24 protein-coding genes are annotated in these 21,340 nt (G+C 66.9%); 12 read left to right on the top strand and 12 right to left on the bottom strand.

All coding sequences use genetic code 11. From position 1 onward, the window contains the following. Positions 1 to 12 precede the first annotated feature (12 nt). From NV401_RS06920 to NV401_RS06910, 3 genes are read left to right on the top strand one after another with little or no spacing between them, the layout of a single operon-like run. Positions 13 to 1,524, top strand: coding sequence for a sensor histidine kinase (locus NV401_RS06920; protein ID WP_261293671.1), 1,512 nt, complete (start codon positions 13 to 15; stop codon positions 1,522 to 1,524). Beyond that, a complete protein-coding gene (locus tag NV401_RS06915) occupies positions 1,521 to 1,967 on the top strand; it encodes a response regulator (protein ID WP_261293670.1) in 447 nt (148 codons plus the stop codon). Before NV401_RS06920 ends, NV401_RS06915 begins: the two co-directional genes overlap by 4 nt. Beyond that, entirely contained in the window at positions 1,964 to 2,992 is a 1,029-nt protein-coding gene (locus NV401_RS06910) for a sensor histidine kinase (protein WP_261293669.1), read from the top strand. The genes NV401_RS06915 and NV401_RS06910 overlap by 4 nt, the downstream gene beginning before the upstream one ends. Before the next feature lie 3 nt (positions 2,993 to 2,995). Here NV401_RS06910 and NV401_RS06905 read toward each other — a convergent pair whose 3' ends face one another. The 3 genes from NV401_RS06905 to NV401_RS06895 all read right to left on the bottom strand — a co-directional run bounded on the left by NV401_RS06905 (position 2,996) and on the right by NV401_RS06895 (position 5,226). Then, positions 2,996 to 3,466, bottom strand: a complete 471-nt coding sequence (locus NV401_RS06905; protein WP_261293668.1) for a DUF1440 domain-containing protein — start codon at positions 3,464 to 3,466, stop codon at positions 2,996 to 2,998. A gap of 40 nt (positions 3,467 to 3,506) precedes the next feature. Continuing rightward, positions 3,507 to 3,944: an acyl-CoA thioesterase gene (locus NV401_RS06900; RefSeq protein WP_261293667.1), complete on the bottom strand. Its 438-nt coding sequence runs from the start codon at positions 3,942 to 3,944 to the stop codon at positions 3,507 to 3,509. Positions 3,945 to 4,056: 112 nt separating this feature from the next. Beyond that, positions 4,057 to 5,226 (bottom strand): acetyl-CoA C-acetyltransferase, encoded by a 1,170-nt coding sequence (locus NV401_RS06895; RefSeq protein WP_261293666.1) that lies wholly within the window; start codon positions 5,224 to 5,226, stop codon positions 4,057 to 4,059. A 90-nt stretch (positions 5,227 to 5,316) separates the two neighbouring features. Here NV401_RS06895 and NV401_RS06890 point away from each other — a divergent pair, with 90 nt between their 5' ends. Beyond that, positions 5,317 to 5,982: a nitroreductase gene (locus tag NV401_RS06890; RefSeq protein ID WP_261293665.1), complete on the top strand. Its 666-nt coding sequence runs from the start codon at positions 5,317 to 5,319 to the stop codon at positions 5,980 to 5,982. A 177-nt stretch (positions 5,983 to 6,159) separates the two neighbouring features. Here the strand turns inward: NV401_RS06890 and NV401_RS06885 are convergent, their stop codons facing one another. Together NV401_RS06885 and NV401_RS06880 are read right to left on the bottom strand one after the other, a co-directional pair. Next, positions 6,160 to 6,426, bottom strand: a complete 267-nt coding sequence (locus NV401_RS06885; protein ID WP_261293664.1) for a hypothetical protein — start codon at positions 6,424 to 6,426, stop codon at positions 6,160 to 6,162. A 91-nt stretch (positions 6,427 to 6,517) separates the two neighbouring features. Then, positions 6,518 to 7,924, bottom strand: a complete 1,407-nt coding sequence (locus NV401_RS06880; RefSeq protein WP_261293663.1) for a DEAD/DEAH box helicase — start codon at positions 7,922 to 7,924, stop codon at positions 6,518 to 6,520. 243 nt (positions 7,925 to 8,167) lie between these two features. On the opposite strand from NV401_RS06880, the gene NV401_RS06875 reads away from it, so the two are divergent. Both NV401_RS06875 and NV401_RS06870 read left to right on the top strand, forming a co-directional pair. Then, positions 8,168 to 9,352, top strand: coding sequence for a GAF domain-containing sensor histidine kinase (locus tag NV401_RS06875; RefSeq protein WP_261293662.1), 1,185 nt, complete (start codon positions 8,168 to 8,170; stop codon positions 9,350 to 9,352). Between the two features lie 87 nt (positions 9,353 to 9,439). Beyond that, positions 9,440 to 9,787, top strand: coding sequence for a response regulator (locus tag NV401_RS06870; RefSeq protein WP_261293661.1), 348 nt, complete (start codon positions 9,440 to 9,442; stop codon positions 9,785 to 9,787). 10 nt (positions 9,788 to 9,797) lie between these two features. On the opposite strand, the gene NV401_RS06865 is transcribed toward NV401_RS06870, so the two are convergent. From NV401_RS06865 to rpmF, 5 genes are all read right to left on the bottom strand, one after another. After that, positions 9,798 to 10,166, bottom strand: coding sequence for a MerR family transcriptional regulator (locus tag NV401_RS06865; protein ID WP_261293660.1), 369 nt, complete (start codon positions 10,164 to 10,166; stop codon positions 9,798 to 9,800). 2 nt (positions 10,167 to 10,168) lie between these two features. Next, positions 10,169 to 10,468 carry an integration host factor subunit alpha gene (locus NV401_RS06860; RefSeq protein ID WP_261293659.1) on the bottom strand — a complete coding sequence of 100 codons (300 nt, stop codon included), beginning with the start codon at positions 10,466 to 10,468 and terminating at the stop codon, positions 10,169 to 10,171. A gap of 96 nt (positions 10,469 to 10,564) precedes the next feature. After that, a complete protein-coding gene (locus NV401_RS06855) occupies positions 10,565 to 11,533 on the bottom strand; it encodes a beta-ketoacyl-ACP synthase III (RefSeq protein WP_315369060.1) in 969 nt (322 codons plus the stop codon). Continuing rightward, positions 11,530 to 12,588, bottom strand: coding sequence for a phosphate acyltransferase PlsX (gene plsX / locus NV401_RS06850; RefSeq protein WP_261293658.1), 1,059 nt, complete (start codon positions 12,586 to 12,588; stop codon positions 11,530 to 11,532). The genes NV401_RS06855 and plsX overlap by 4 nt, the downstream gene beginning before the upstream one ends. 23 nt (positions 12,589 to 12,611) lie before the next feature. Beyond that, on the bottom strand, positions 12,612 to 12,791 hold the full coding sequence (rpmF, locus tag NV401_RS06845) for a 50S ribosomal protein L32 (RefSeq protein WP_261293657.1): 180 nt from the start codon (positions 12,789 to 12,791) through the stop codon (positions 12,612 to 12,614). Positions 12,792 to 12,992: 201 nt separating this feature from the next. Here rpmF and NV401_RS06840 point away from each other — a divergent pair, with 201 nt between their 5' ends. Next, positions 12,993 to 13,433, top strand: a complete 441-nt coding sequence (locus tag NV401_RS06840) for an MAPEG family protein (RefSeq protein WP_261293656.1) — start codon at positions 12,993 to 12,995, stop codon at positions 13,431 to 13,433. A gap of 141 nt (positions 13,434 to 13,574) precedes the next feature. Here the strand turns inward: NV401_RS06840 and NV401_RS06835 are convergent, their stop codons facing one another. Continuing rightward, a complete protein-coding gene (locus tag NV401_RS06835; RefSeq protein ID WP_261293655.1) occupies positions 13,575 to 14,234 on the bottom strand; it encodes an MBL fold metallo-hydrolase in 660 nt (219 codons plus the stop codon). Between the two features lie 80 nt (positions 14,235 to 14,314). Here NV401_RS06835 and pabB point away from each other — a divergent pair, with 80 nt between their 5' ends. From pabB to msrA, 4 genes are all read left to right on the top strand, one after another. Then, entirely contained in the window at positions 14,315 to 16,093 is a 1,779-nt protein-coding gene (gene pabB, locus NV401_RS06830) for an aminodeoxychorismate synthase component I (RefSeq protein WP_261294051.1), read from the top strand. A 33-nt stretch (positions 16,094 to 16,126) separates the two neighbouring features. Beyond that, complete coding sequence (locus tag NV401_RS06825) at positions 16,127 to 17,326, top strand: pyridoxal phosphate-dependent aminotransferase (RefSeq protein ID WP_261293654.1); 1,200 nt, start codon at positions 16,127 to 16,129, stop codon at positions 17,324 to 17,326. A 241-nt stretch (positions 17,327 to 17,567) separates the two neighbouring features. After that, positions 17,568 to 17,705, top strand: a complete 138-nt coding sequence (locus NV401_RS06820) for a hypothetical protein (RefSeq protein WP_261293653.1) — start codon at positions 17,568 to 17,570, stop codon at positions 17,703 to 17,705. 94 nt (positions 17,706 to 17,799) lie between these two features. Then, on the top strand, positions 17,800 to 18,447 hold the full coding sequence (gene msrA / locus NV401_RS06815) for a peptide-methionine (S)-S-oxide reductase MsrA (protein WP_261293652.1): 648 nt from the start codon (positions 17,800 to 17,802) through the stop codon (positions 18,445 to 18,447). A gap of 129 nt (positions 18,448 to 18,576) precedes the next feature. Here the strand turns inward: msrA and pdeM are convergent, their stop codons facing one another. Further along, entirely contained in the window at positions 18,577 to 19,236 is a 660-nt protein-coding gene (pdeM, locus tag NV401_RS06810) for a ligase-associated DNA damage response endonuclease PdeM (RefSeq protein WP_261293651.1), read from the bottom strand. A gap of 137 nt (positions 19,237 to 19,373) precedes the next feature. On the opposite strand from pdeM, the gene NV401_RS06805 reads away from it, so the two are divergent. Further along, entirely contained in the window at positions 19,374 to 21,308 is a 1,935-nt protein-coding gene (locus tag NV401_RS06805) for a potassium transporter Kup (protein ID WP_261293650.1), read from the top strand. Positions 21,309 to 21,340 lie beyond the last annotated feature (32 nt).

Below are 21,340 nucleotides of genomic sequence, written 5' to 3'. Positions count from 1 at the left end.
AACAGGCCGGCGATGGTGCCATCCCTAGTCAGTCGCTTCGGCGTGCGCGAGAGCCTTGCCCGGCGATTTCTGATCGTCTGCATGATCCTGGGCTTCGTTGCGTTGATCGCGGCGGGCGTGGGCGCGGCGTGGCTGACGTCGCGCAACCAGGAGCACACGCACTGGGTCAACCACACCTATGAGGTGGAGATCGCGATCGCCGAGGTCGGCACGCTGATCGAACGCGGCGAGACCGCGCGGCGCGGCTATCTGCTCACCGGGGAACAGCCCTATCTCGATACCTATGCCGACGTCGCCGCCAAACTCCGCCCGGCGTTCGACCGGCTGCAGCAGCTGACGATCGACAATCCCGTGCAGCAGGCCGCGATCGCCCAGCTCAAGGCGCATGCCGCGGAATTGAAGGCGCAGCGCGACATGACACTGGCGCTCGCCAAAGCGGGTCGGATCGAACAGGCGATCGCCTCCTTCTCGGGCGAAACGGTGCTGCGCCGGATGACGACGCTGCGGGCGATGGGCGCGGCGATGCGCGACCGCGAGAAGCAGCTGCTGGTGCGGCGCGACGCCGAACAGCAGGCCAATATCCGTCTATTCTATATCACCCTGGGCGTTGCCGGCCTGTTCCTGCTGCTCGCCGCCTTGGCGTCGATCGCGACGATCGTGCGCTATACGCGCGATCTCGGCGCGTCGCGCGACATGCTGCGCGATTTCGCTGACAGTCTCGAGGAGCAGGTCGAGGAACGCACCGCCGATCTCAGCCGCGCCAATGACGAGATCCAGCGCTTCGCCTATATCGTCAGCCACGATCTGCGCAGCCCGCTGGTCAACGTGATGGGCTTCACTGCCGAACTGGACAGTGCGGCGGCGGCGATCACCGACCTGATCGACCGCGCCGAGCGCGACGCGCCCGGGCTCGTCACCGAGGACGCCAGGCTGGCGGCGCGCGAGGACCTGCCCGAGGCGATCGGCTTCATCCGGACCTCGACGCAGAAGATGGACCGGCTGATCAACGCGATCCTGAAACTGTCGCGCGAAGGCCGCCGCGTGCTCGCGCCGGGCAAGGTCGGGATGACCGAGCTGGTCGCGACGATCGGCCGCTCACTGCAGCATATGATCGACGACAAGGGCGCGGCGCTGAGCATCGAGGGCGACCTGCCCGATCTCGTCACCGATCGGCTGGCAATCGAACAGATCTTCTCCAACCTGATCGAGAATGCGGTCAAATATCTGCAGCCCGGGCGTCCGGGGCGGATCGTGGTGCGCGGACAGCGCGTCGGCGCGCGTGTGACCTATGAGATCGAGGACAATGGCCGCGGCATCGGCCCGGCCGATCACCAGCGCGTGTTCGACCTGTTTCGCCGCGCCGGCAATCAGGATCAGCCGGGCGAGGGGATCGGGCTCGCGCATGTCCGCGCGCTGGCCTATCGCCTGGGCGGCGTGATCGACGTGCGTTCGGAACTGGGCAAGGGCGCCACGTTCCGGCTCAACCTTCCCGCAATACTTCAAGACGTAGAGGGCAAACAATGACCGACCATCATTCCGTCAGCATCGTGATGATCGAGGATGACGAAGGTCATGCCCGCCTGATCGAGAAGAACATCCGCCGCGCCGGCATTCTCAACGAGATCACCCATTTCACCGATGGCACGACGGCGCTCGACTATCTGTTCAACCATAGCGACGGCCCGGCGCTGAACGGCCCGGCGCTGGTGCTGCTCGATCTCAACCTGCCGGACATGAGCGGGACGGACATCCTGGCCAAGATCAAGAGTGAGCCGGCGCTCAAGCGCACCCCGGTCGTGGTGCTGACCACCACCGACGACAAGGTCGAGATCCAGCGCTGCTACGATCTCGGTTGCAACGTCTACATCACCAAGCCGGTCAATTACGAAAGCTTCGCCCAGGCGATCCGCCAGCTCGGCCTGTTCCTATCGGTCATCCAGGTGCCCGATCTCGAGGGGCAGGGGTGAACCTGACCCGCGTTCTCTATATCGACGACGATGCCGGACTGCGCCGATTGGCGGCGAAGTCGCTGGCGCGGCGCGGCTATGCCGTGACGCTGGCGGAAGGCGGCGCGGAGGGCTGCGCGCTGGCCGCGGCCGACACGTTCGATCTGATCGCGGTCGATCACTACATGCCCGGCATGGACGGGCTGGAGACGCTCGCCCGACTGCGCACGCTGCCGGCGCCGCCGCCGGTGGTCTATGTCACCGGTTCGGAGGAAGGCCGCATTGCGGTCGCCGCGCTGAAAGCCGGCGCGGCGGACTATGTCGTGAAGACGGTCGGCGAGGATTTCTTCGACCTGCTGGCGTCGGCGTTCGAACAGGTCATCGCGCGCGCCGCGCTGGAGCGCGACAAGGCCGTGGCCGAGGAGCAGTTGCGCGCCAGCAACGCCCGGCTGGAGACACTGCTCAGCGAGGTCAACCACCGCGTTGCCAACAGCCTGCAGCTCGTCTCGGCGATGGTCGGCATGCAGGCCGGCGTGCTCGACGACGGCGCGGCGCGCGATGCGCTGGCCGATACGCAGCGCCGCATCGCGGCGATCGCGCAGGTGCATCGCCGGCTCTACACGTCGAACCAGGTCGAGAGCGTCGACATGCGGGAATATCTCGGGGCGCTGGTCGGCGAGCTCGGCGAGACCTGGTCGACGCCGGACGCGCCGCGCACGCTCTCGCTCAGCGCCGAGCCGATCCGGCTGACCACCGATCGCGCCGTATCGCTCGGCGTGATCGTCACCGAACTGGTCAGCAACGCCTGCAAATATGCCTATCCCGCGCGCGCCGGCGAAGTGCGCGTCGCGCTCAGCCAAGATGGCGAGGGCCATTTCGTGCTGGCGGTCGAGGATGACGGGATCGGCATGGTCCCGGGTGCTACGCCGCGCGGCACCGGGCTCGGCACCAAGTTGATCCGGGCGATGGCGCAGAGCCTGCAGTCGATCGTCGAATATGACGTCGCTCATGGCGGCGTCCGCGCTGTGCTGCGCGCCGCGCTGTAACCGTCAGAAGAGCAGGAAGCCGATCTCGCGCGCGGCCTGCAAGGCGGCGCCGAATACCGCGTGCGACAGCAGGCCGTACGCATGGGTGGCGGGCGGTGTCTTCCATGCCGGGGGGCCAAGGCCGAGCGCGGGAACGACGATATAGTCCAGCACGATCGCCACCCCGATGCCGTAGGCGACGCCGAACCATAAGGTGATCGTCGGCCAGTCCGCCGCGGCGACGACATAGACGATGCCGAGCGCGATGCCGGTGACGTAGTGCACGACCTGCCCGGCCCGCGCACGACGCTTCTGCGTCACCGGCGCGCCGGTCAGCGCGATGCTGATCCGGTCGGCGAGCTTCACCGTGGCGGAATCGCCGCCGCCGGTCTGCCCGAACGGCGTGGCCGCAAGCGCCTGGAATGCCTCCATCACGGCGGAAGCGATCAGCCCGGCGGCAACGCCCAGCAGCACCAAGGGAAAGAGATCGGTCATGCCCGCTAAACGCCGCGACCGGGCAATGCGTTCAATCGCTTTATGCGCCGATCCTGATCACCCGATTGGCCTCCAGCCCGGCGCGGAAATCCTCCGCCAGCGCGGTGGCGCCGCCGCCGCCGCTCATCACGATCACGGCGTCGCAGGTGGCAACACATTCGTCCTTCTGGAACCCCGCGCTGAGGATCTGCCAGCTGCGCGTGCCGACCTGCCCGATGCCGGTCGCGACCTCGAGATCTTCGGGAAAATAGCTTTCCGCGAGATAGTTTAGCGTGATGTTGGCGACCAGCCAGCGATGCCCGTGCCAGCCGGCCAGGCCCATCGCGCGATTGAAGCGCACGCGCGCGGTTTCGAACAGGCCGGCCATCGCGACATTGTTGATATGGCCGAGCGGATCGAGATCCTGAAAGCGTGTCTGGATCACCGTACGGTGCGGGTAGGAAGCGGGATCGAGCCGCCATGCTTCGGGTCTGGCCATGGTTTTCCTATACCGTCATCTGAGCGGACGCCGGGATGTGCAGGGGCGGTCGGTTCGCGCGCCACCGTGATACCCCAGCTTCCGCCGGCGTAACGCAGTGCTTCTCGGCCTGTTACAACCGCTCGATGATCGTCACGTTGGCGAGGCCGCCGCCTTCGCACATCGTCTGCAGGCCGTAGCGGCCGCCACGCTTGTGCAGCGCGTGCACCAACGTCGCCATCAGCTTGGTGCCCGACGCGCCGAGCGGGTGGCCGAGCGCGATCGCGCCGCCATTGACGTTGAGCTTGGCGTGATCGCCGCCGGTATGCCGCAGCCAGGCGAGCGGGACGGGGGCGAATGCCTCGTTGACCTCGTACAGGTCGATATCCTGGATGCTGAGCCCAGCGCGTTTCAGCGCCTTGTCGGTGGCGAACAGCGGCTCCTCCAGCATCACCACCGGATCGCCGCCGGTGACGGTGAGGTTGTGGATGCGTGCGAGCGGCGTCAGGCCATGCTCCTTCAGCGCGCGTTCGCTGACCACCATCACGGCGGAGGCGCCATCGCAGATCTGGCTGGCATTGGCGGCGGAGATCACGCCGCCTTCCTGCAGCAGTTTGACCGAATGGATGCCTTCATAGGTCGCGTCAAAGCGGATGCCCTCGTCGGTCAGGTGGCAGGCTTCGCCCTCGGGCGTCTCGATCTCGAGCCCGACGATCTCGTCGCGAAAGTCGCCACGCTCGGTCGCCGCGGCGGCGCGGCGGTGCGATTCGAGCGCATAGTGGTCGAGCTGCTCGCGGGTGAAGCCGTATTTGTCGGCGATCATCTGCGCGCCGACGAACTGGCTGAACTGCACGCCGGGGTAGCGCGCTTCCTGGCGCGTGGACTTGGACGAGCCGAGCCCGGCCTTGGCGAACAGCATGCCGGTCGAGCCCATCGGAACGCGGGTCATCGATTCGACGCCGGCGGCGATCACCACGTCCTGCGTGCCCGACATCACGGCCTGCGCGGCGAACTGGATCGCCTGTTGGCTCGAGCCGCACTGCCGGTCGATCGATACGGCGGGGACGCTTTCGGGCAGTTTGGAGGCGAGCACTGCGCCGCGCCCGACCTGGAAGCCCTGTTCGCCGCCCTGGCTGACGCAGCCCATGATCACGTCCTCGATCGCGGCGGGATCGATCCCGGTGCGATCGACCACTGCGTCGAGCACCGCGCCGCCCATATCGGCAGGGTGCCAGCCGGCGAGTTTACCGCCGCGCTTGCCGCCGGCGGTGCGGACGGCTTCGACGATATAGGCTTCGGCCATTTCGACTCTCCCAATCAGTTCTTCTTTGCAACCTCTCTTGCCCAATCGCGCGCGCTGGGCAAGGGGTTGGTAAAAGACGAGGAGTGGATGATGACGGTCACCGAAGCCATGGCGGCGCGACGATCGGTACGCGGGTTTCTCGACACGCCGGTCGATCCGGTGCTGCTCCGCGCGATCGCGACCAAGGCGTCGCGCGCGGCGACCGGGGGCAATATCCAGCCCTGGCACATCGATCTCGTCTCGGGCGCGCCGCTCGACGAGCTCAAGCGGATCATGATGGCCAAGCTGAGGGCGGGCGAGACCGAGACGCCGGCCTATGACGTCTATCCGCGCGGTCTCACCGCGCCGTATCGCGACCGGACCTTTGCGCTCGGCGAGGCGATGTACGGCGAGATCGGCATCCCGCGCGAGGACAAGGCGGCCCGCCGGCTGTGGTTCGCGCGCAACTTCCAGTTCTTCGGCGCGCCGTCCGCCTTGTTCTGTACGGTCGACCGGCAGATGGGGCCGCCGCAATGGGCCGATTTGGGCATGTATCTGCAGAGCGTGATGCTGCTCGCGGTCGAGGCCGGGCTGGCGACCTGCGCGCAGGAATGCTGGGCGGTCTATCCCAAGACGGTGACCGGGTTCCTGGACACGCCGGCCGAGCGGATGCTGTTTTGCGGCATGGCGATCGGCTATGAGGATGTCGACGAGCCGGCCAACCGTCTGCGCGCCGCGCGGGCACCGACGGAAGAGTGGCTGACCGAGCGTAGCTAATCCCCCCCCGGCACGGGGAGTGTTTGGGCGAGATAGTATCCCGGGGATACGATCTCGCCCAAACACAGCTGGAGGCTGACGGAGGGGGGGCGGCAGCGCAGCGCTTGCGGAGGCCCCCCTCCACCATTCGCGTAAAGAACGCGAATGGTCCTCCTCCCCGTGCCGGGGAGGAAAAAACTACAGCACGACCACCGGTTTCTCAGCTTCCGCGATTGCGGCCAGGATCATGCGTTCCCACACCGCCAGATCGCCGGCGGCCGCCATCGCCTCGGACGGTTCGCGCAACGTCCGGAGCACGCACAGTGCATCGGGCACATGATCGCGCCATTGCCGATCGACCAGATCGCTGGCGGACGCATTGTCGCCGTCGCCATTGGCGCTGACCAGCATGCCGGTCAGCACGCGAGCGATCCGCTCGACGGCGGGGGTGTGGGCGATGTCCATCCGGCTGCTCCTGCTCTGGTTTCAGCAAGGATAGCGGGTCTTGCGCCATCTGTAATCCTCCCCGGCACGCCGTGCCGGGGAGGCGTTGAGCTTAGCCAGCCGGCGAGCGACGGCCACCGCCGCCGCCATTGCCCGAGCCCTGGCGGCGCGGGCCGCCGGCCGGGCGACCGGCATTGCCGCCGGGACGGCCGGGACCGCCCGGGCGCGCGCCACCGGCCGGACGACCGGCGCCGCCCGCGGGACGCTCGCCGGTCGGCCGTGCCGAATGCGTGGCGCGCGGCGGCGCGCGGTGACGACCCGAATCGTCGCGGCGACGATCATCGTCGGCGCCGGCCGGGCGCGCGGCCTTGATCTTGGCGGCTTCGTTCTGGAAGCCCTCGGGCAGCGGCAGGGCGGTCGGCTTGACGCGCGTCAGCTTCTCGATGTCGCGCAGATATGGACGCTCGTCATCCGCCACGAAGCTGATCGCCACGCCCGATGCGCCGGCGCGCGCGGTGCGGCCGATGCGGTGGACATATTGCTCGGGCACATTGGGCAGTTCGAAGTTGAAGACATGGCTGACGCCCGACACGTCGATGCCGCGCGCGGCGATGTCGGTCGCGATCAGCACCTTGACCTTGCCCGACTTGAACTCGGCCAAAGCGCGTTCGCGCTGCGGCTGGCTCTTGTTGCCGTGGATCGCGTTGGCGGGGATGTCGGCATGGCCGAGCAGCTTCACGACGCGGTCGGCGCCATGCTTGGTGCGGGTGAACACCAGGCAGCGCTCGATCTCGGGATTGCGCAGGTGGATCGTCAGCAGCGCCTGCTTTTCCGACTGGTTGACGTGCGTGGCGAACTGCTCGACGCGCTCGGCCGTGGTCGAAACCGGCGCGACCTTGACCGTCACCGGCTCCTTCAGGAACTGGTCGGCGAGTTCGCGGATCGCGTTCGGCATCGTCGCCGAGAAGAACAACGTCTGGCGCTGCTTGGGCAGCATGCGAACAATCTTGCGCAGCGCATGGATGAAGCCGAGATCGAGCATCTGGTCGGCTTCGTCGAGCACGAGGATCTCGAGCATCGCAAGCGACACGAAACGCTGCTCGATCAGATCGAGCAGGCGGCCCGGCGTGGCGACCAGGATGTCGACGCCGCGTGCCATGTCCTGGCGGTTCTTGTTGATGCTGGTGCCGCCGAACACGGTGGCGACGCTCATCTTGCTGAACTTGCCATAGTCGCGTGCGCTGTCAGCGATCTGGCTGGCCAGTTCGCGCGTCGGCGCAAGCACGAGCATGCGGCAATGCGTCGGGTGCACCTGCTTGGGCGCCTCGACCATGCGCTGGATCGACGGCAGCACGAAGGCTGCGGTCTTGCCGGTGCCGGTCTGCGCGATGCCGAGCAGATCGCGGCCCTGCAGCAGCGTGGGGATCGACTGCGCCTGGATCGGGGTGGGGGTGGTATAGCCCTTGGCTTCGAGCGCGCGGACCAAAGGTTCGGCAAGGCCGAGTTGTGCGAAATTCATGGAGTTAATAGCCTAATGGCCATCGGCGCACGCCGCTGAGCGGACGCACGAATGGCGGGGGAGTGTGACACCCCGCGTGAAATGGGAAGTCTGTTTGCAAACAACCGAAGCGGAGCCGGACCTTAGTCCCATCACGCTGCATGACGCCTCGATGAGCGCGCTATGCATGTTGCGCTGCAAAATGTCAATCACGGCGCGGTAACCAGTGAGTGACGCACGTCGCGTCGTGGTATAGATGAGTGCGTGCATTCCGATACGCCGCCTCGAACGACCAGCGACGATGTAAACTTGATCCAGAAGATCGCGGCGGTGCCGACGATCCTGGACACGGTTTGCCGGATCACCGGCATGGGCTTCGCCGCGGTGGCGCGGGTGACCAGCGATCGCTGGATCGCCTGTTCGGTCAAAGACGATATCGCGTTCGGCCTGACGCCAGGCGGAGAACTCGCGGTCGAGACGACGATCTGCAGCGAGATTCGCGAGAGCGGCGAACTGGTGGTGATCAATCATGTCGCCGAAAACGAAGCGTACCGCGCGCATCGCACGCCCGCGCTGTACGGCTTCCAATCCTATATCTCGGTGCCGATCAACCTGCCCGACGGCCAGTTCTTCGGCACGTTGTGCGCGATCGACCCGCGCCCGGCCAAGCTGCACAATCCCGAGACGATCGGCATGTTTCGCATGTTCGCCGATCTGATCGCCTTCCATCTCGATGCGCAGGCGCGGATCGAGCGGAGCGAGGCGAACCTGCTCGACGAACAGAAGACCGCCGAGCTGCGCGAACAGTTCATTGCCGTGCTGGGGCATGATCTGCGCAATCCGCTCGCCGCGCTGGACGCGGGCACGCGGCTGCTGTCGCGCAACCCCGATCCGGCGAAAGCCACCGCGGTGCTCGGCATGATGCAATCGAGCGTCGTGCGGATGGCGAAACTGATCGACAATGTGCTCGATCTGGCGCGCGGGCGGCTGGGCGGCGGGCTGGCGATGCAGCGCGAGACCGTGGATCTGAGCGACGTGCTTGCGTTGGTGGTGGAGGAGTTGCAGGCGGCCAACCCGCTGCGCGTGATCGAGGCGCGGCTCTATCTCGCCGAACCTGTGCATTGCGATCGCAGCCGCATCGCGCAGATGCTGTCCAACCTGCTCGGCAATGCGTTGAGCCACGGTGCCACCGATGCGCCGATCGAAGTGATCGGCGTGGCGGCGGACGGCGTGTTCGAACTGTCCGTCACCAACAGTGGTGCGGAAATCCCGCCGGGGGCGATCGCGCGTCTGTTTCAGCCGTTCGAGCGCGGCGCCGGCCGCGGTGACAAGGCCGGGCTTGGGCTCGGCCTGTACATCGCGTCGGAGATCGCCACGGCACATGGTGGCACGCTGGGCGTGGTGTCGTCGCCTGAGCGCACCTGCTTCACTTTCCGGATGGCGATCTGACCTTCGTTAAGGCGCGGAAAGAAACATGGTTTATACCGTACCCATCTCTGTCGTCCGGCCGTTGGAGCACCTTAAGGAGTTGTTCTTGTGTGCCATGTCCTGATTATCGAAGACGAGGCGCTGATTGCCCTCGATCTCCAGGACATTCTGGCCGGGACCGGTGCGACGACCTTTTCCTTTGCCGAAACCGAGCAGGAGGCGATCGACGCGGCGCGATTGCATCGGCCCGACGTGATAACATCGGACGTGATGTTGCGCGAAGGCTCCGGCCCCGAGGCCGTGGCAGCGATCCAGCGCGAACTGGGCGCGATGCCGGTCATTTTCATCACGGCGACGCCGGCAGCGTGCCGGCCGTGCCCGTCGCCTGCATGTATCCTGTCCAAACCGGTGAGCGATGCCGCCGTGCGGCAAGCGTTTCGCGCGGTGACCGCCTGACCCGAGCGGGCTATTCGGCGTCCTTGTCGAGCGCGCGGGCCAGATCGTCGCGCACCGCCTGAAGGGCATCCTGGTCGACACCGGCGCCCGGCGATTTCCCGCTGCCCGGCACCGGCCGCTTGCGTTCCGCCGCGAGCAATTTCTGCACGCCGCGGATCGTATAGCCTTCCTGGGCGAGCAGATTGTTGATGCGCAGCACCAGCGCGACATCGGCCGGCCGATAATACCGCCGGTTGCCGGCGCGCTGCAGCGGGCGCAATTCGGGGAAGCGCGTTTCCCAATAGCGTAGGATATGTTGCGGCAATCCCGTCTCGCGCGACAGTTCGCCGATCGTCCGGAACGCGCCGGCCGCCTTGTCGGGCGCGCCGGGCAGCGCCATCGTCAGCCGCCGCTGACGATGCGATCACGCATCATCTGGCTCGCCCGGAACGTCAGCACGCGGCGCGGCGCGATCGGGACTTCGATGCCGGTCTTGGGATTGCGACCGACACGTTCGCCCTTGTCGCGCAGCACGAACGTGCCGAACCCCGATATCTTGACGTTTTCGCCCTTGGACAGCGCGTTGCACATATGGCCGAGAATGTCCTCGACCAGCTTGGCCGAATCGGCACGCGACAATCCCACCTGATGGTGCAGCGCTTCGGCCAGATCGGCCCTAGTCAAAGTACCCGCGGACGCCATGCGCTCCCCTTCTTCACGAACGTGGCAGAGAAACTGCCTAACACATTCATGGCCTTGTCGTGAAGTACCTTGGTGGCAGCATGCCTGCCGACTCAATCAGAAGCGGACGACGCTGGCGCCCCAGGTGAAGCCGCCGCCCATGGCTTCCAGCACGATCAGCTGCCCGGGCTTGATGCGCCCGTCGCGCACCGCGGTATCCAGTGCGAGCGGCACGGAGGCTGCGGAAGTATTGGCATGCTGATCGACGGTAACCACGACCTTGCCCGGCGCCAGCCCGAGCTTGCGCGCCGTGGCATCGAGGATACGGGCATTGGCCTGGTGCGGCACGACCCAATCGACCTGCTCAGCACCGAGCCCGGCAATGGCGAGCGACTCGCCCATCACGCTGGCGAGATTGACCACCGCATGGCGGAAGACCTCGCGGCCCTTCATCCGCACCTTGCCGACCGTGCCGGTGGTGGAGGGGCCGCCATCGACATAGAGCAGTTCGTTGTGCCGCCCGTCGGCGTGCAGCTTGGTCGCGAGGATGCCGCGACCGTCGCTGTCCGCGCTTTCCTGCGCTTCCAAAAGGACAGCGCCGGCGCCATCGCCGAACAGCACGCAGGTGGTGCGATCCTCCCAATCGAGGATGCGGCTGAACGTCTCGGCACCGATCACCAGCGCGCAGCGGTACGCGCCAGCGCGGATCATGCTGTCGGCGACCTGCAGCGCATAGAGAAAGCCCGAGCAGACCGCGGCGACATCGAAGGCGACGCAATCGTCGATCCCGAGCATCGCCTGGACCTTGGTCGCGCTGGCCGGGAACGTCTGGTCGGGCGTGGCAGTGGCCAGCACGATCAGGTCGACCTCCTGCGCAGACTTGCCCGCGGCGCCGAGCGCGGCCTTGCACGCGTCCGCCGCGAGCGTCGCGGTGGTTTCGTCGGGGCCGGCGATATGGCGGAAGCGGATGCCGGTGCGCTCGACGATCCATTCGTCGGTCGTGTCGACGGTTTCGGCGAGCTCGGCATTGGAGACACGGCGCGCCGGCAGTGCCGAGCCGGTGCCGATGATGACGCTGCGAATCACAGGCCGGACGCCTTAGGAATCAACATACCTGCTTCCGCTTCGAAATTGCCGAGATCCTCGCTGATCCGGCGCGTCAGATCGTCGCGTACCATCTTGGCGGCGGCGGCGATCGCCGTGGCCACACCGAGTTCGGTGGCGCCGCCATGGCTCTTCACCACGATGCCGTTGAGGCCCAGGAAGACCGCGCCGTTGTGCACATTGGGATCGAGATGGTGGCGCAGCAATTCGGTCGCCGGCTTGGAGATCAGGAAGCCGATCTTCGAGCGGATCGACGAGCTGAATGCCCGCTTGAGCAGATCGGCGACGAAGCGCGCAGTGCCCTCGGCGGTCTTCAGCGCGATGTTGCCGGAAAAGCCGTCGCAGACGATCACGTCGACATCGCCGCGCGACAGCTTGTCGCCCTCGATATAGCCGGTGAAGGTCATCGGCAGATGCGTCGCGGCCTTCAACGCCTGCGCCGCATCGCGAATCTCGTCGGTACCCTTCTGGTCCTCGCTGCCGATGTTGAGCAACGCGACTCGCGGCGAGGCAAGATCGAGATTGGTGCGGGCATAGGCCGCGCCCATCACCGCGAACTGCACGAGATTGCGCGTATCGCACTCGGTATTGGCGCCGAGATCGAGCACCACAACGTCGTTGTCGCCAAGCGTGGGCAACATCGCGGCGAGCGCGGGGCGATCGATTCCGGGCAGCATGCGCAAGCTGAGCTTGGCCATCGCCATCAGCGCGCCGGTATTGCCAGACGACACGGCGGCGCCGGCGCGACCCTGTTTGACCAGATCGATCGCGATGCCCATCGAAGTCTTCTTGGCGCGGCGCAGCGCCTGGCCGGCCTTATCGCTAGAGCCGACCACCTCGGGGGCGTGTACGATCTCGGAATTGGCGCTCAGATTGGGATGCGACTGCAGCCCTTCGCGGATCTGCGCCTCATCCCCGACGAGGATGAAGCCCATATCCGGGAAGTTGCGGCGTGCGCGCGCGACCCCGGCCAGCATGACCGCAAGCCCCTTGTCGCCGCCCATCGCATCGACGGCAATCCGGGAACTGTCAGTCACGTCGATTCCGTTCCTGTGCTGACTCAGCCTTCGACCGAGATGATCTCGCGGCCGTTATAGTGGCCGCACGACGCGCACAGATTGTGCGGGCGCTTCAGCTCGCCGCAATTCGGGCATTCCTGGAACGACGCGACGGTCAGCGAATCGTGTGAACGACGCATGCCGCGCTTGGACGGCGTGGTTTTTCTTTTGGGGACGGCCATTTCGGCGAAACCTTGTGCTTGATCGGTGTACATTGCGCCGACCCGTTCGAGGGTTCCACGCAACCGACATGAAGTCGGCCGCAGTGGCACCAGCGGCCGGACACGTCGCGAAGCGTTGCGCCTATAGCGATTCCTACCGGCGTTGCAAGCCGCTGCGGCAATCGGCAGGGTAAGCGAGACGACATCTTTTGGGGGAATATCATGCCGACCATCACTTTACCGATCACCTTGGCGACCACCGGCGGCGCGGCGTTTATCGCCTTGTGGCTGGGGCTGCGCACGGGTTGGGTGCGCAGCAAGGCGAGGATCGACATCGGCGATGGCGGCGATGCGGCGCTGATCGCGCGGATGCGCGCGCAGGCCAATTATACCGAATATGCGCCGTTCATCGTCGCGCTGATCGCGGTGCTGGAATTCACCACCGGCACGTCGACCTGGCTGTGGATCGCGGCAATCCTCTTTCTGGTGGCGCGCGCGCTGCATGCGCTGGGCATGGACGGGATGAAGGGCGGCCGGATGATCGGCATCCTGATCACCTTCGTGCTGCTGCTCGGCCTGGGCGGCTATGCCATCGCGCTGCCGCTGATCGCTTATTATGGTGCGCCGCACGGCGCGGTCGAGGCGGTTCCGGCGGCAGGATGAGGTCCGCCGCCCTTCTCGTCATCCCGGACTTGGTCCGGGATCCAGCGGGCGGCTAGGCCGGGCTTAGAGGCGTGAGTGCCGCCAGTGCGGCACTTTGGATCCCGGACCAAGTTCGGGATGACGGAGGTATGGAGCGCGCGCCTACCCCGTGGCGCCTGCGCCGACGAACGGATTGTACTGCCGTTCATGGCCGAACGTGCTGGTCGGCCCATGGCCGGGCAGGAAAGTGGTGTCGTCGCCCAGTGGCCAGAGCTTGGTGACGATCGATTCGACCAAATCGGCATGGTTGCTGCGCGGAAAATCGGTGCGGCCGACCGAGCCCTGGAAAAGCACGTCGCCGACCAAAGCGAGTTTCGATTCGCGGTGATGGAAGATGACGTGGCCCGGCGTGTGGCCAGGCGTTTCGTACACGTCGAGCTTGAGCTTGCCGACGGTCACCATGTCGCCTTCGACCAGCCAGCGATCGGGGACGAAGGCCTTGCCGCCCATGATGCCGAAGCGGGCGCCATCCTCGGCGAGCGTTTCGAGCAGGAACAGATCGGCCTCGTGCGGGCCCTCGATCGGCACCGCCAACTGCTCGGCGAGCGGCTTGGCCTCGCCGCAATGATCGAAATGGCCGTGTGTCAGGATGATCTTCTCGATCGTCACGCCGTGTTGTGCGGCAGCGGCGGTCAGCTTGGGCAGATCGCCGCCGGGATCGACGAACGCGCCGCGCATCGTTTCGGTGCACCACAGCAGCGTGCAGTTTTGCTGCAGCGGCGTGACGGGGATGATTGCAGCGCGCAAGGGAGGATGTGCCATGACCGCGAAATAGGCGCGCGGCGCTATTGCGGCAACCTTCGCTTGCCGTGGCGCACGCCGCATTGCATCTCGGTCGCGGCATGCTTGCGCTCGATCTCCCTTTCGTCCTGCTCGACGACGCCCGCGCGGGCGGCGCGGGGGCGCGGCTGTACCGCGATCCGCGGCGCATCATCACGGCGTCGCGGACCGATGAGGTCGGCGCGGCGCTGGCGGCGATGCGCGATGTGGCTGGCGCGTCGCTCGCTGGATTCCTGGCCTATGAGGCGGGGGCGGGGCTGGAGCCGGCGGTCGGCGGGGCGGCGCCGGGCGGGCCGCTGCTGTGGTTCGGCGTGTTCGATGGGTACGAGACGGTGGCGGACGTCGGCGATCTGCTGCCCGACCCGGCGGGGGCGTGGATCGGCGCGCCGGTACCCTTGGTCAGCCGTGCGGCGTATGACGCGCAACTGGCCGCGGTGCTCGATCTGATCGCGGCGGGGGATCTCTACCAGGCCAATCTGACCTACCGTGCGACCTGTGCGATCGCCGGCAACCCGCTTGCGCTCTATGCGCAGCTGCGCCAGCGCGCGAAGGCCGGCTACGGTGCGGTCGTGTGGACCGGGCAGGAGGCGTTGCTGTCGCTGTCGCCCGAACTGTTCTTCGGGCTGGAGCAGGGGGAGCTGACCTGCCGGCCGATGAAGGGAACGGCGCGGCGCGGCGCCACGCCCGCGGAAGACCAGGCCCTCGCCATGGCGCTCGCCAGCGACACAAAGCAGCGCGCGGAGAATCTGATGATCGTCGATCTGATGCGCAACGATCTGTCGCGCATCGCCGCGCCCGGCAGCGTCGCCGTGCCGAGCCTGTTCGAGATCGAAGCCTATCCGACGGTGCACCAGATGGTCTCGACCGTCACCGCGACGCTCGCGCCGGGAAAGGACGCGATCGACGTGCTGGCCGCATTGTTCCCGTGCGGATCGATCACCGGCGCGCCGAAGATTCGCGCGATGCAGGCGCTCGGCGCGATCGAGCGCACCCCGCGCGGCGCCTATACCGGGTCGATCGGGCGGATCGACGGCGATGGCCCGGCGGGTCGGAGCGCGCTGTTCAACGTAGCGATTCGCACGCTGACGATTCGGAACGGTGACGCTCATGCCACGTTCGGTGCAGGAGGAGGCATCGTGGCCGATTCGCGCGCCGCCGAGGAATGGGACGAGACACTGGCCAAGGGTGCCTTCCTGACCGCCGGGCAGACCGGCTTCGACCTGATCGAGACGATGGCGTTCGACCCCGAGATCGGCGTGCTGCAGCTCGAACGGCATCTCGCGCGGCTGAAGGCGAGCGCCGAACTGTTCGGTTTCGCGTTCGACCGCCATGCCGTGCGCAACGAGCTGCAGGCGGCGACCTTCCGGCTGCGCGCCGGCCGGCGCCTGCGCCTGCTGCTCGCGCGCAGCGGCGTGGTCGCGATCGAGGTCGCGCCGCTGCCGCCGGCGATCACCGCGCCGCTCGAGGTGGCGATCGTCCCGCTGCCAGTCGCCAGCGACGATTTCCGCCTGCGTCACAAGACCAGCGATCGGGCGTTCTACGATACGGCGCGCCGCGCCGCGGGCCGCGACGAAGTGGTGTTCGTCGACGCCGAGGGATTCCTCACCGAAGGCAGCTATACGAACATCTTCGTGCCGCGCGATGGCGTGCTGCTGACCCCGCCGCTGTCGCGCGGGCTGCTGCCCGGCGTGCTGCGCGCCGAACTGCTTGCCACCGGCGCGGCGATCGAGGCGGATCTGGTGCCCGGCGACCTGAGCAACGGCTTCCTACTCGGCAACGCGCTGCGCGGGACGTTTCCGGCGATTGTTGCGGTTGCGAATGGATCGCCCCCGCGTCTATAGCCGCGGCGCTTCCCTAACGTCAGGAACCCGATCATGCAGCCCTCCGCCGCGCTCGCCCGCATCAAGCCGTCGCCGACGCTGGCGATCACCTCGCGTGTCGCGGAACTCAAGGCGCAGGGCGTGGACGTGATCGGCCTGGGTGCCGGCGAACCCGATTTCGATACGCCCGACTTCATCAAGGAAGCCGGCATCAAGGCGATCCGCGACGGCAAGACCAAATATACCAATGTCGACGGCACGCCCGAGCTGAAGGATGCGGTGATCCTGAAGTACAAGCGCGACAATGGCCTCAGCTACACGCGCGACCAGATCACGATCAATGCCGGCGGCAAGCACACCTTGTTCAACGCGATGGTCGCGACGCTCGATGCGGGCGACGAGGTCGTCATCCCGGCGCCCTATTGGGTGAGCTATCCCGACGTCGTTTTGTTCGCGAACGGCACGCCGGTGTTCGTCGCGGCCGGCGCCGAGCAGAACTACAAATTGCGCCCCGAGCAACTGGAAGCGGCGATCACGCCGCGCACCAAGTGGGTGATCCTGAACTCGCCGTCCAACCCGACCGGCGCGGCCTATTCGCGCGACGAGCTGAAGGCGCTAGGCGCGGTGCTCGAGCGCCATCCGCACGTGTGGATCTTCGCCGACGATATGTACGAGCATATCGTGTTCGACGATTTCGAATTCACCACCATCGCACAGGTTTGCCCGTCGCTGTACGAGCGCACGCTGACCGCCAATGGCTGTTCCAAGGCCTATGCGATGACCGGCTGGCGGATCGGCTTTGCCGGCGGCGCGCCGTGGCTGATCAAGGCGATGTCCAAGCTGCAATCGCAATCGACCAGCAACCCGTGCTCGATCGCGCAGGCGGCGAGCGTCGCGGCGCTGACCGCCGATCAGGGCTTCCTCAAGGACCATGCCGCCTTGTTCCAGTCGCGCCGCGATCTGGTCGTCGGCCTGCTCAACGACACGGTCGGCATCACCTGCCCCAAGCCCGAGGGCGCGTTCTACGTCTATCCGGAATTCTCCGCGCTGATCGGCAAGACCACGCCGAACGGGCGGCGGATCGCGACGGACGAGGATTTCGTCGGCTATCTGCTCGACGACGCCAAGGTGGCGGCGGTGCAGGGCGCGGCGTTCGGCCTGTCGCCGGCGATGCGCATTTCCTATGCGACGTCGGATGCGCTGCTGCGCGAGGCATGCACGCGGATCCAGGCGGCGTGCGCGGCGCTCAGGTAACGCGTCGCCCCGTCGCAGGCCGGGGCCGCTAATTCGATAGGGTGCCGCGCGGCGGCCGGCCTCCGCCGGGGAGACGTCGGCCCTCGCCAACCTATCCCCGCGATGAACGCGCGCTTCAGGCGCGGTCAACCGAGGGTTTCGTAAAACGCTATTGTCGGTTGCAGGTCGAGGGTCGATCTGCAGCGGCGACAGGTTTCATGGCCGCCGCGCACGCAATGCGGGGGCCGCAAAGGATCACATCATGCGCGGTATCATCAAATCCAGCTTCCTCTGGCAGTTCGCCGCCGGCTTCGCGCTCGGCGCGCTCGGCATGGTCACGCTGACCCCGGCCGACACCGTCACCAGCCCGTTCGCCACCACCACGCAGCCGGTCCGCTAAGCCCCCGGCATCTGGCGGTCGTCGATCCGCCTTACTATATTCGTGTCACGTGGACGCCAGCGTATCCGGCGTCGCTCCTGTAGAGGCCGTGCCCATGAACAAGCTCATCGCCGCGGCGGTCCTTGCCGCCACCTTGTCCGCCTGCGGCATCGCACAGGCCGAACGCGCCGTGCCGATTCCCGCCGCCAAGCTCGACGTGCCCAAGGCGCCGGGGCTGCAGACCGCGATCTTCGCCGGTGGCTGCTTCTGGGGGCTGGAAGCGGTGTTCGAGCGCGTGAAGGGCGTCAAGGCGGTCACCGCGGGCTATGCCGGCGGGACCAGGGCGACGGCCAATTACGATGCGGTCAGCACCGAGCAGACCGGCCATGCCGAAGCGGTGAAGCTGGTCTATGACCCGCAGCAGGTGAGCTACGGCACGTTGCTGCGCGTCTATTTCTCGATCGCGCACAACCCGACCGAGCTCAACCGGCAGGGGCCGGACACGGGCCCGAGCTATCGTTCGGCGATCTTCCCGCAGAGCGCGCAGCAAAAGGCGGTGGCCGCGGCCTATATCGCCCAGCTGGGCCAGGCCAGGGTGTTTCCCAAGCCGATCGTGACCCGGCTGGAATCGGGCGCCTTCTTCCCGGCCGAGGCCTATCACCAGAACTTCTTCGACCGGAACCCGCGGCATCCCTATATCGTGATGTGGGACAAGCCGAAGGTCGCGGCGTTCAAGGCCGGCTTCCCGACGCTGGCGCGGTAACTGGTCCCCAAAGTGGCGTCACCCTGAACTTGGTTCAGGGTCCATCTCGCCCCTTGGCAACCGCCCATTGCGGCGCGATGGATCCCGCATCAAGTCCGGGATGACGGTAGGTAGCGGGTGGCGATCATCTCAGGCCGCCAGCGCAAACCTCAGCAGCCGATCCTCCACCGCGATCACCGCCTGTGCGCCGCCGCCCACCGCGCGAACGATCTCGGGGTGGCCGGCATCCAGCCCGCCGGTCAGCGATCCGAACGCCGGGAAGATCATCTTGGTCGGCGTCATCACGAAGCAGCGGCGCGAGACCAGGCGGCCGCGCACGCGAACGCGCAGCTTGGGATGGAAATGGCCGGACAGTTCGGGGCGCGGCTCCTGGCGGTCGGCTTCGTGGCGCAGCACCAGCCCGTCGACCACCGCTTCGTCCAGCACCTCGCCGCCGCAGCGATCGATGCGCGGATCGTGGTTGCCGGTGATCCACACCCAGCGCGTACTGCCGGTCAGCGTGCGCAGCATGTCCTGCGCCTGGGCAGGCAGGCGATCGCAGCCCGCGGAATCGTGGAAGCTGTCGCCCAGGCACCAGACCTCCTCGGCGCCGGTCGCCGCGACCAGCGCGGTGAGATCGGCGAGCGTGGCGAGCGTGTCATAGGGCGGCAGCATCTGGCCGCGGCCGGCGAACCAGCTGGCCTTTTCGAAATGCAGGTCGGCGACCAGCAATGCCCTGCGTGCCGGCCAGTATAAGGCGCCTTGCGGCAAGGCGCAGAGGGAGTGGCCGGCGAACGAAAAGGGAACCATGGACCGGCTATGCCGCGGCACCGGGCCGGGATCAATGGTTCAGTATGGGATACGCGCTATCGCCGCATGATCTATTCCCTTGCGCTGCACTGCAACGGGCGTAGAGCGCGCGCTGCTTCACCACAGGCCAAACGCCCATGTCATCCGTCGCTCAACCGCCCGGGCAGGTCGCGCTGCCACACCCCGCCTTGCTGGCGCTAACGGTCGGCGCGATCGGCGTGGTGTTCGGCGATATCGGCACCAGCCCACTCTACGCATTCCGCGAAGCGCTGGGCCAGACCAAGGAGGGCGGGATCGACGCCGCCGAAATCCTCGGTGTGCTGAGCCTGGCTTTATGGTCGCTGATCATCGTCGTGACGCTCAAATATGTCGTGTTCCTGATGCGCGCGGACAATCAGGGTGAAGGCGGCGTCCTCGCGCTGACCGCGCTGGCGCGACGCGCGCTCGGCAAGCGCTCGCTGGTCGCGATCGTGCTGGGCGCGAGCGGCGCGTCGCTGTTCTACGGCGATGCGATCATCACGCCGGCGCTGTCGGTGCTGTCCGCGGTCGAGGGGCTGAAGACGATTCCCGGTCTCGAACAGGCGATCGACCAGCGCGGCATCCTGCTGCTGACGATCGTCATCCTGGTCGCCTTGTTCATGGTCCAGGCGCGCGGCACGGCGCGGATCTCGGCGCTGTTCGGGCCGGTCTGCGTGCTGTGGTTCGTGGCGATCGGCGGCCTCGGGCTGTGGCACATCGCCGACGAGCCTTCGATCCTGCGCGTCTTTTCGCCGCATTATGGCGTGCTGTTCCTCTTCAACCATGGCGTGACCGGGTTGTTCGTGCTCGGCGCAGTGTTCCTGACGGTGACCGGTGCCGAGGCGCTGACCGCGGACATGGGGCATTTCGGGCGCGCACCGATCCGGCTCGGCTGGTTCGTTCTGGTGTTTCCGGCGCTGTCGCTCAACTATCTCGGGCAGGGCGCGTTCGCGCTCGCCGCGCTGGAGGCGGCGGAGACCAGCGGCGCGACGTTCGTCAATCAGGACTGGTTCTTCCTGATGGCGCCGGACGCGCTGCGGCCCTGGCTGGTCGGTCTGTCGCTGCTCGCGACGGTGATCGCCAGCCAGGCCGTGATCACCGGCGCCTATTCGCTGACCCAGCAGGCGATCCAGCTGGGGCTGCTGCCGCGGCTGCGCATCCGCCAGACCTCGGCGCATCATGCCGGGCAGATCTATCTTCCGGCGATCAACTGGCTGCTGCTGACCGGCGTGCTGGTGCTTGTCACGCAATTCCGCTCGTCCTCGGCGATGGCCGCGGCGTACGGCATCGCGGTGACCGGCACGATGGTGGTGACCACCCTGCTCGCCTATATCGTCGTGCGGCATCGCTGGCACTGGAGCCGCCCGCTGGCGCTGGCGGTGATCCTGCCGTTCCTCGCGCTCGACAGCGTGTTTTTCGGCGCGAACATCCTGCGCGTGGTGGAGGGCGGCTGGGTGCCGCTGGTGGTGGCGGCGCTGATCGGGCTGCTGGTCTATACCTGGGTGCGCGGGCGCGGAATCGTGCGTTCCTTCGAAGAGCGGCAGAGCGTGCCGCTGGCCGATCTGGCGGCGGCGCTCGAGCGGCGGCCGCCGGAGCGCGTCGAGGGCACCGCAGTGTTCCTCACCGCCAACCCGCACAACGCGCCGGGTGCGCTGCTGCACAATCTCAAGCACAACAAGGTGCTGCACGAGCGCAACCTGGTGGTCAGCATCCGCACCACCGATCGCCCGGTCGCAGCGGACGCCGATCGCGTGAAGATGGAGAAGGTCGATGCCAATTTCGCGATCGTCACGCTGACCTACGGCTTCATGGAGACGCCCGACGTCCCAGCCGATCTCGGGCTGCAGGCGGCGGCGCACAAGAAGACGCTGAACCCGGCCAAGACGAGCTATTTCATCGGCCGCAACACGCTCAAGGCATCGGCCAACGAGGGCATGCCGCTATGGCAGGACCAGCTGTTCATGTTCCTGCAGCGCAACGCGAGCGACCCGACCGATTTCTTCAAGATCCCGCCGGGCAAGGTGCTGGAACTGGGCGAACAGGTGACGGTCTGAGCGCTGAAAGCGCGAAACCGTCATCCTGACGC

Origin of the sequence: Sphingomonas hylomeconis, from assembly GCF_025370105.1 — a bacterium.
In the GTDB taxonomy this organism is placed as follows: domain Bacteria; phylum Pseudomonadota; class Alphaproteobacteria; order Sphingomonadales; family Sphingomonadaceae; genus Sphingomonas; species Sphingomonas hylomeconis.
Note: the sequence above shows the minus strand (reverse complement) of the source record. Positions and strands in the feature narration are given on the sequence as shown.

Bases quoted from the DNA above. Each gene is read 5' to 3' on its own strand.
- NV401_RS06885 (WP_261293664.1), bottom strand. From the start codon at position 6,426: ATGGACATCGCCCACACCCCCGCCGTCGAGCGGATCGCTCGCGTGCTG.
- pabB (WP_261294051.1), top strand. From the start codon at position 14,315: ATGCTTGCGCTCGATCTCCCTTTCGTCCTGCTCGACGACGCCCGCGCG.
- rpmF (WP_261293657.1), bottom strand. From the start codon at position 12,791: ATGGCCGTCCCCAAAAGAAAAACCACGCCGTCCAAGCGCGGCATGCGT.
- NV401_RS06915 (WP_261293670.1), top strand. From the start codon at position 1,521: ATGACCGACCATCATTCCGTCAGCATCGTGATGATCGAGGATGACGAA.
- NV401_RS06890 (WP_261293665.1), top strand. From the start codon at position 5,317: ATGACGGTCACCGAAGCCATGGCGGCGCGACGATCGGTACGCGGGTTT.
- NV401_RS06860 (WP_261293659.1), bottom strand. From the start codon at position 10,468: ATGGCGTCCGCGGGTACTTTGACTAGGGCCGATCTGGCCGAAGCGCTG.
- NV401_RS06920 (WP_261293671.1), top strand. From the start codon at position 13: ATGGTGCCATCCCTAGTCAGTCGCTTCGGCGTGCGCGAGAGCCTTGCC.
- NV401_RS06865 (WP_261293660.1), bottom strand. From the start codon at position 10,166: ATGGCGCTGCCCGGCGCGCCCGACAAGGCGGCCGGCGCGTTCCGGACG.
- NV401_RS06820 (WP_261293653.1), top strand. From the start codon at position 17,568: ATGCGCGGTATCATCAAATCCAGCTTCCTCTGGCAGTTCGCCGCCGGC.
- NV401_RS06825 (WP_261293654.1), top strand. From the start codon at position 16,127: ATGCAGCCCTCCGCCGCGCTCGCCCGCATCAAGCCGTCGCCGACGCTG.
- NV401_RS06835 (WP_261293655.1), bottom strand. From the start codon at position 14,234: ATGGCACATCCTCCCTTGCGCGCTGCAATCATCCCCGTCACGCCGCTG.
- NV401_RS06900 (WP_261293667.1), bottom strand. From the start codon at position 3,944: ATGGCCAGACCCGAAGCATGGCGGCTCGATCCCGCTTCCTACCCGCAC.
- msrA (WP_261293652.1), top strand. From the start codon at position 17,800: ATGAACAAGCTCATCGCCGCGGCGGTCCTTGCCGCCACCTTGTCCGCC.
- NV401_RS06905 (WP_261293668.1), bottom strand. From the start codon at position 3,466: ATGACCGATCTCTTTCCCTTGGTGCTGCTGGGCGTTGCCGCCGGGCTG.
- NV401_RS06805 (WP_261293650.1), top strand. From the start codon at position 19,374: ATGTCATCCGTCGCTCAACCGCCCGGGCAGGTCGCGCTGCCACACCCC.
- NV401_RS06895 (WP_261293666.1), bottom strand. From the start codon at position 5,226: ATGGCCGAAGCCTATATCGTCGAAGCCGTCCGCACCGCCGGCGGCAAG.
- pdeM (WP_261293651.1), bottom strand. From the start codon at position 19,236: ATGGTTCCCTTTTCGTTCGCCGGCCACTCCCTCTGCGCCTTGCCGCAA.
- NV401_RS06840 (WP_261293656.1), top strand. From the start codon at position 12,993: ATGCCGACCATCACTTTACCGATCACCTTGGCGACCACCGGCGGCGCG.
- NV401_RS06880 (WP_261293663.1), bottom strand. From the start codon at position 7,924: ATGAATTTCGCACAACTCGGCCTTGCCGAACCTTTGGTCCGCGCGCTC.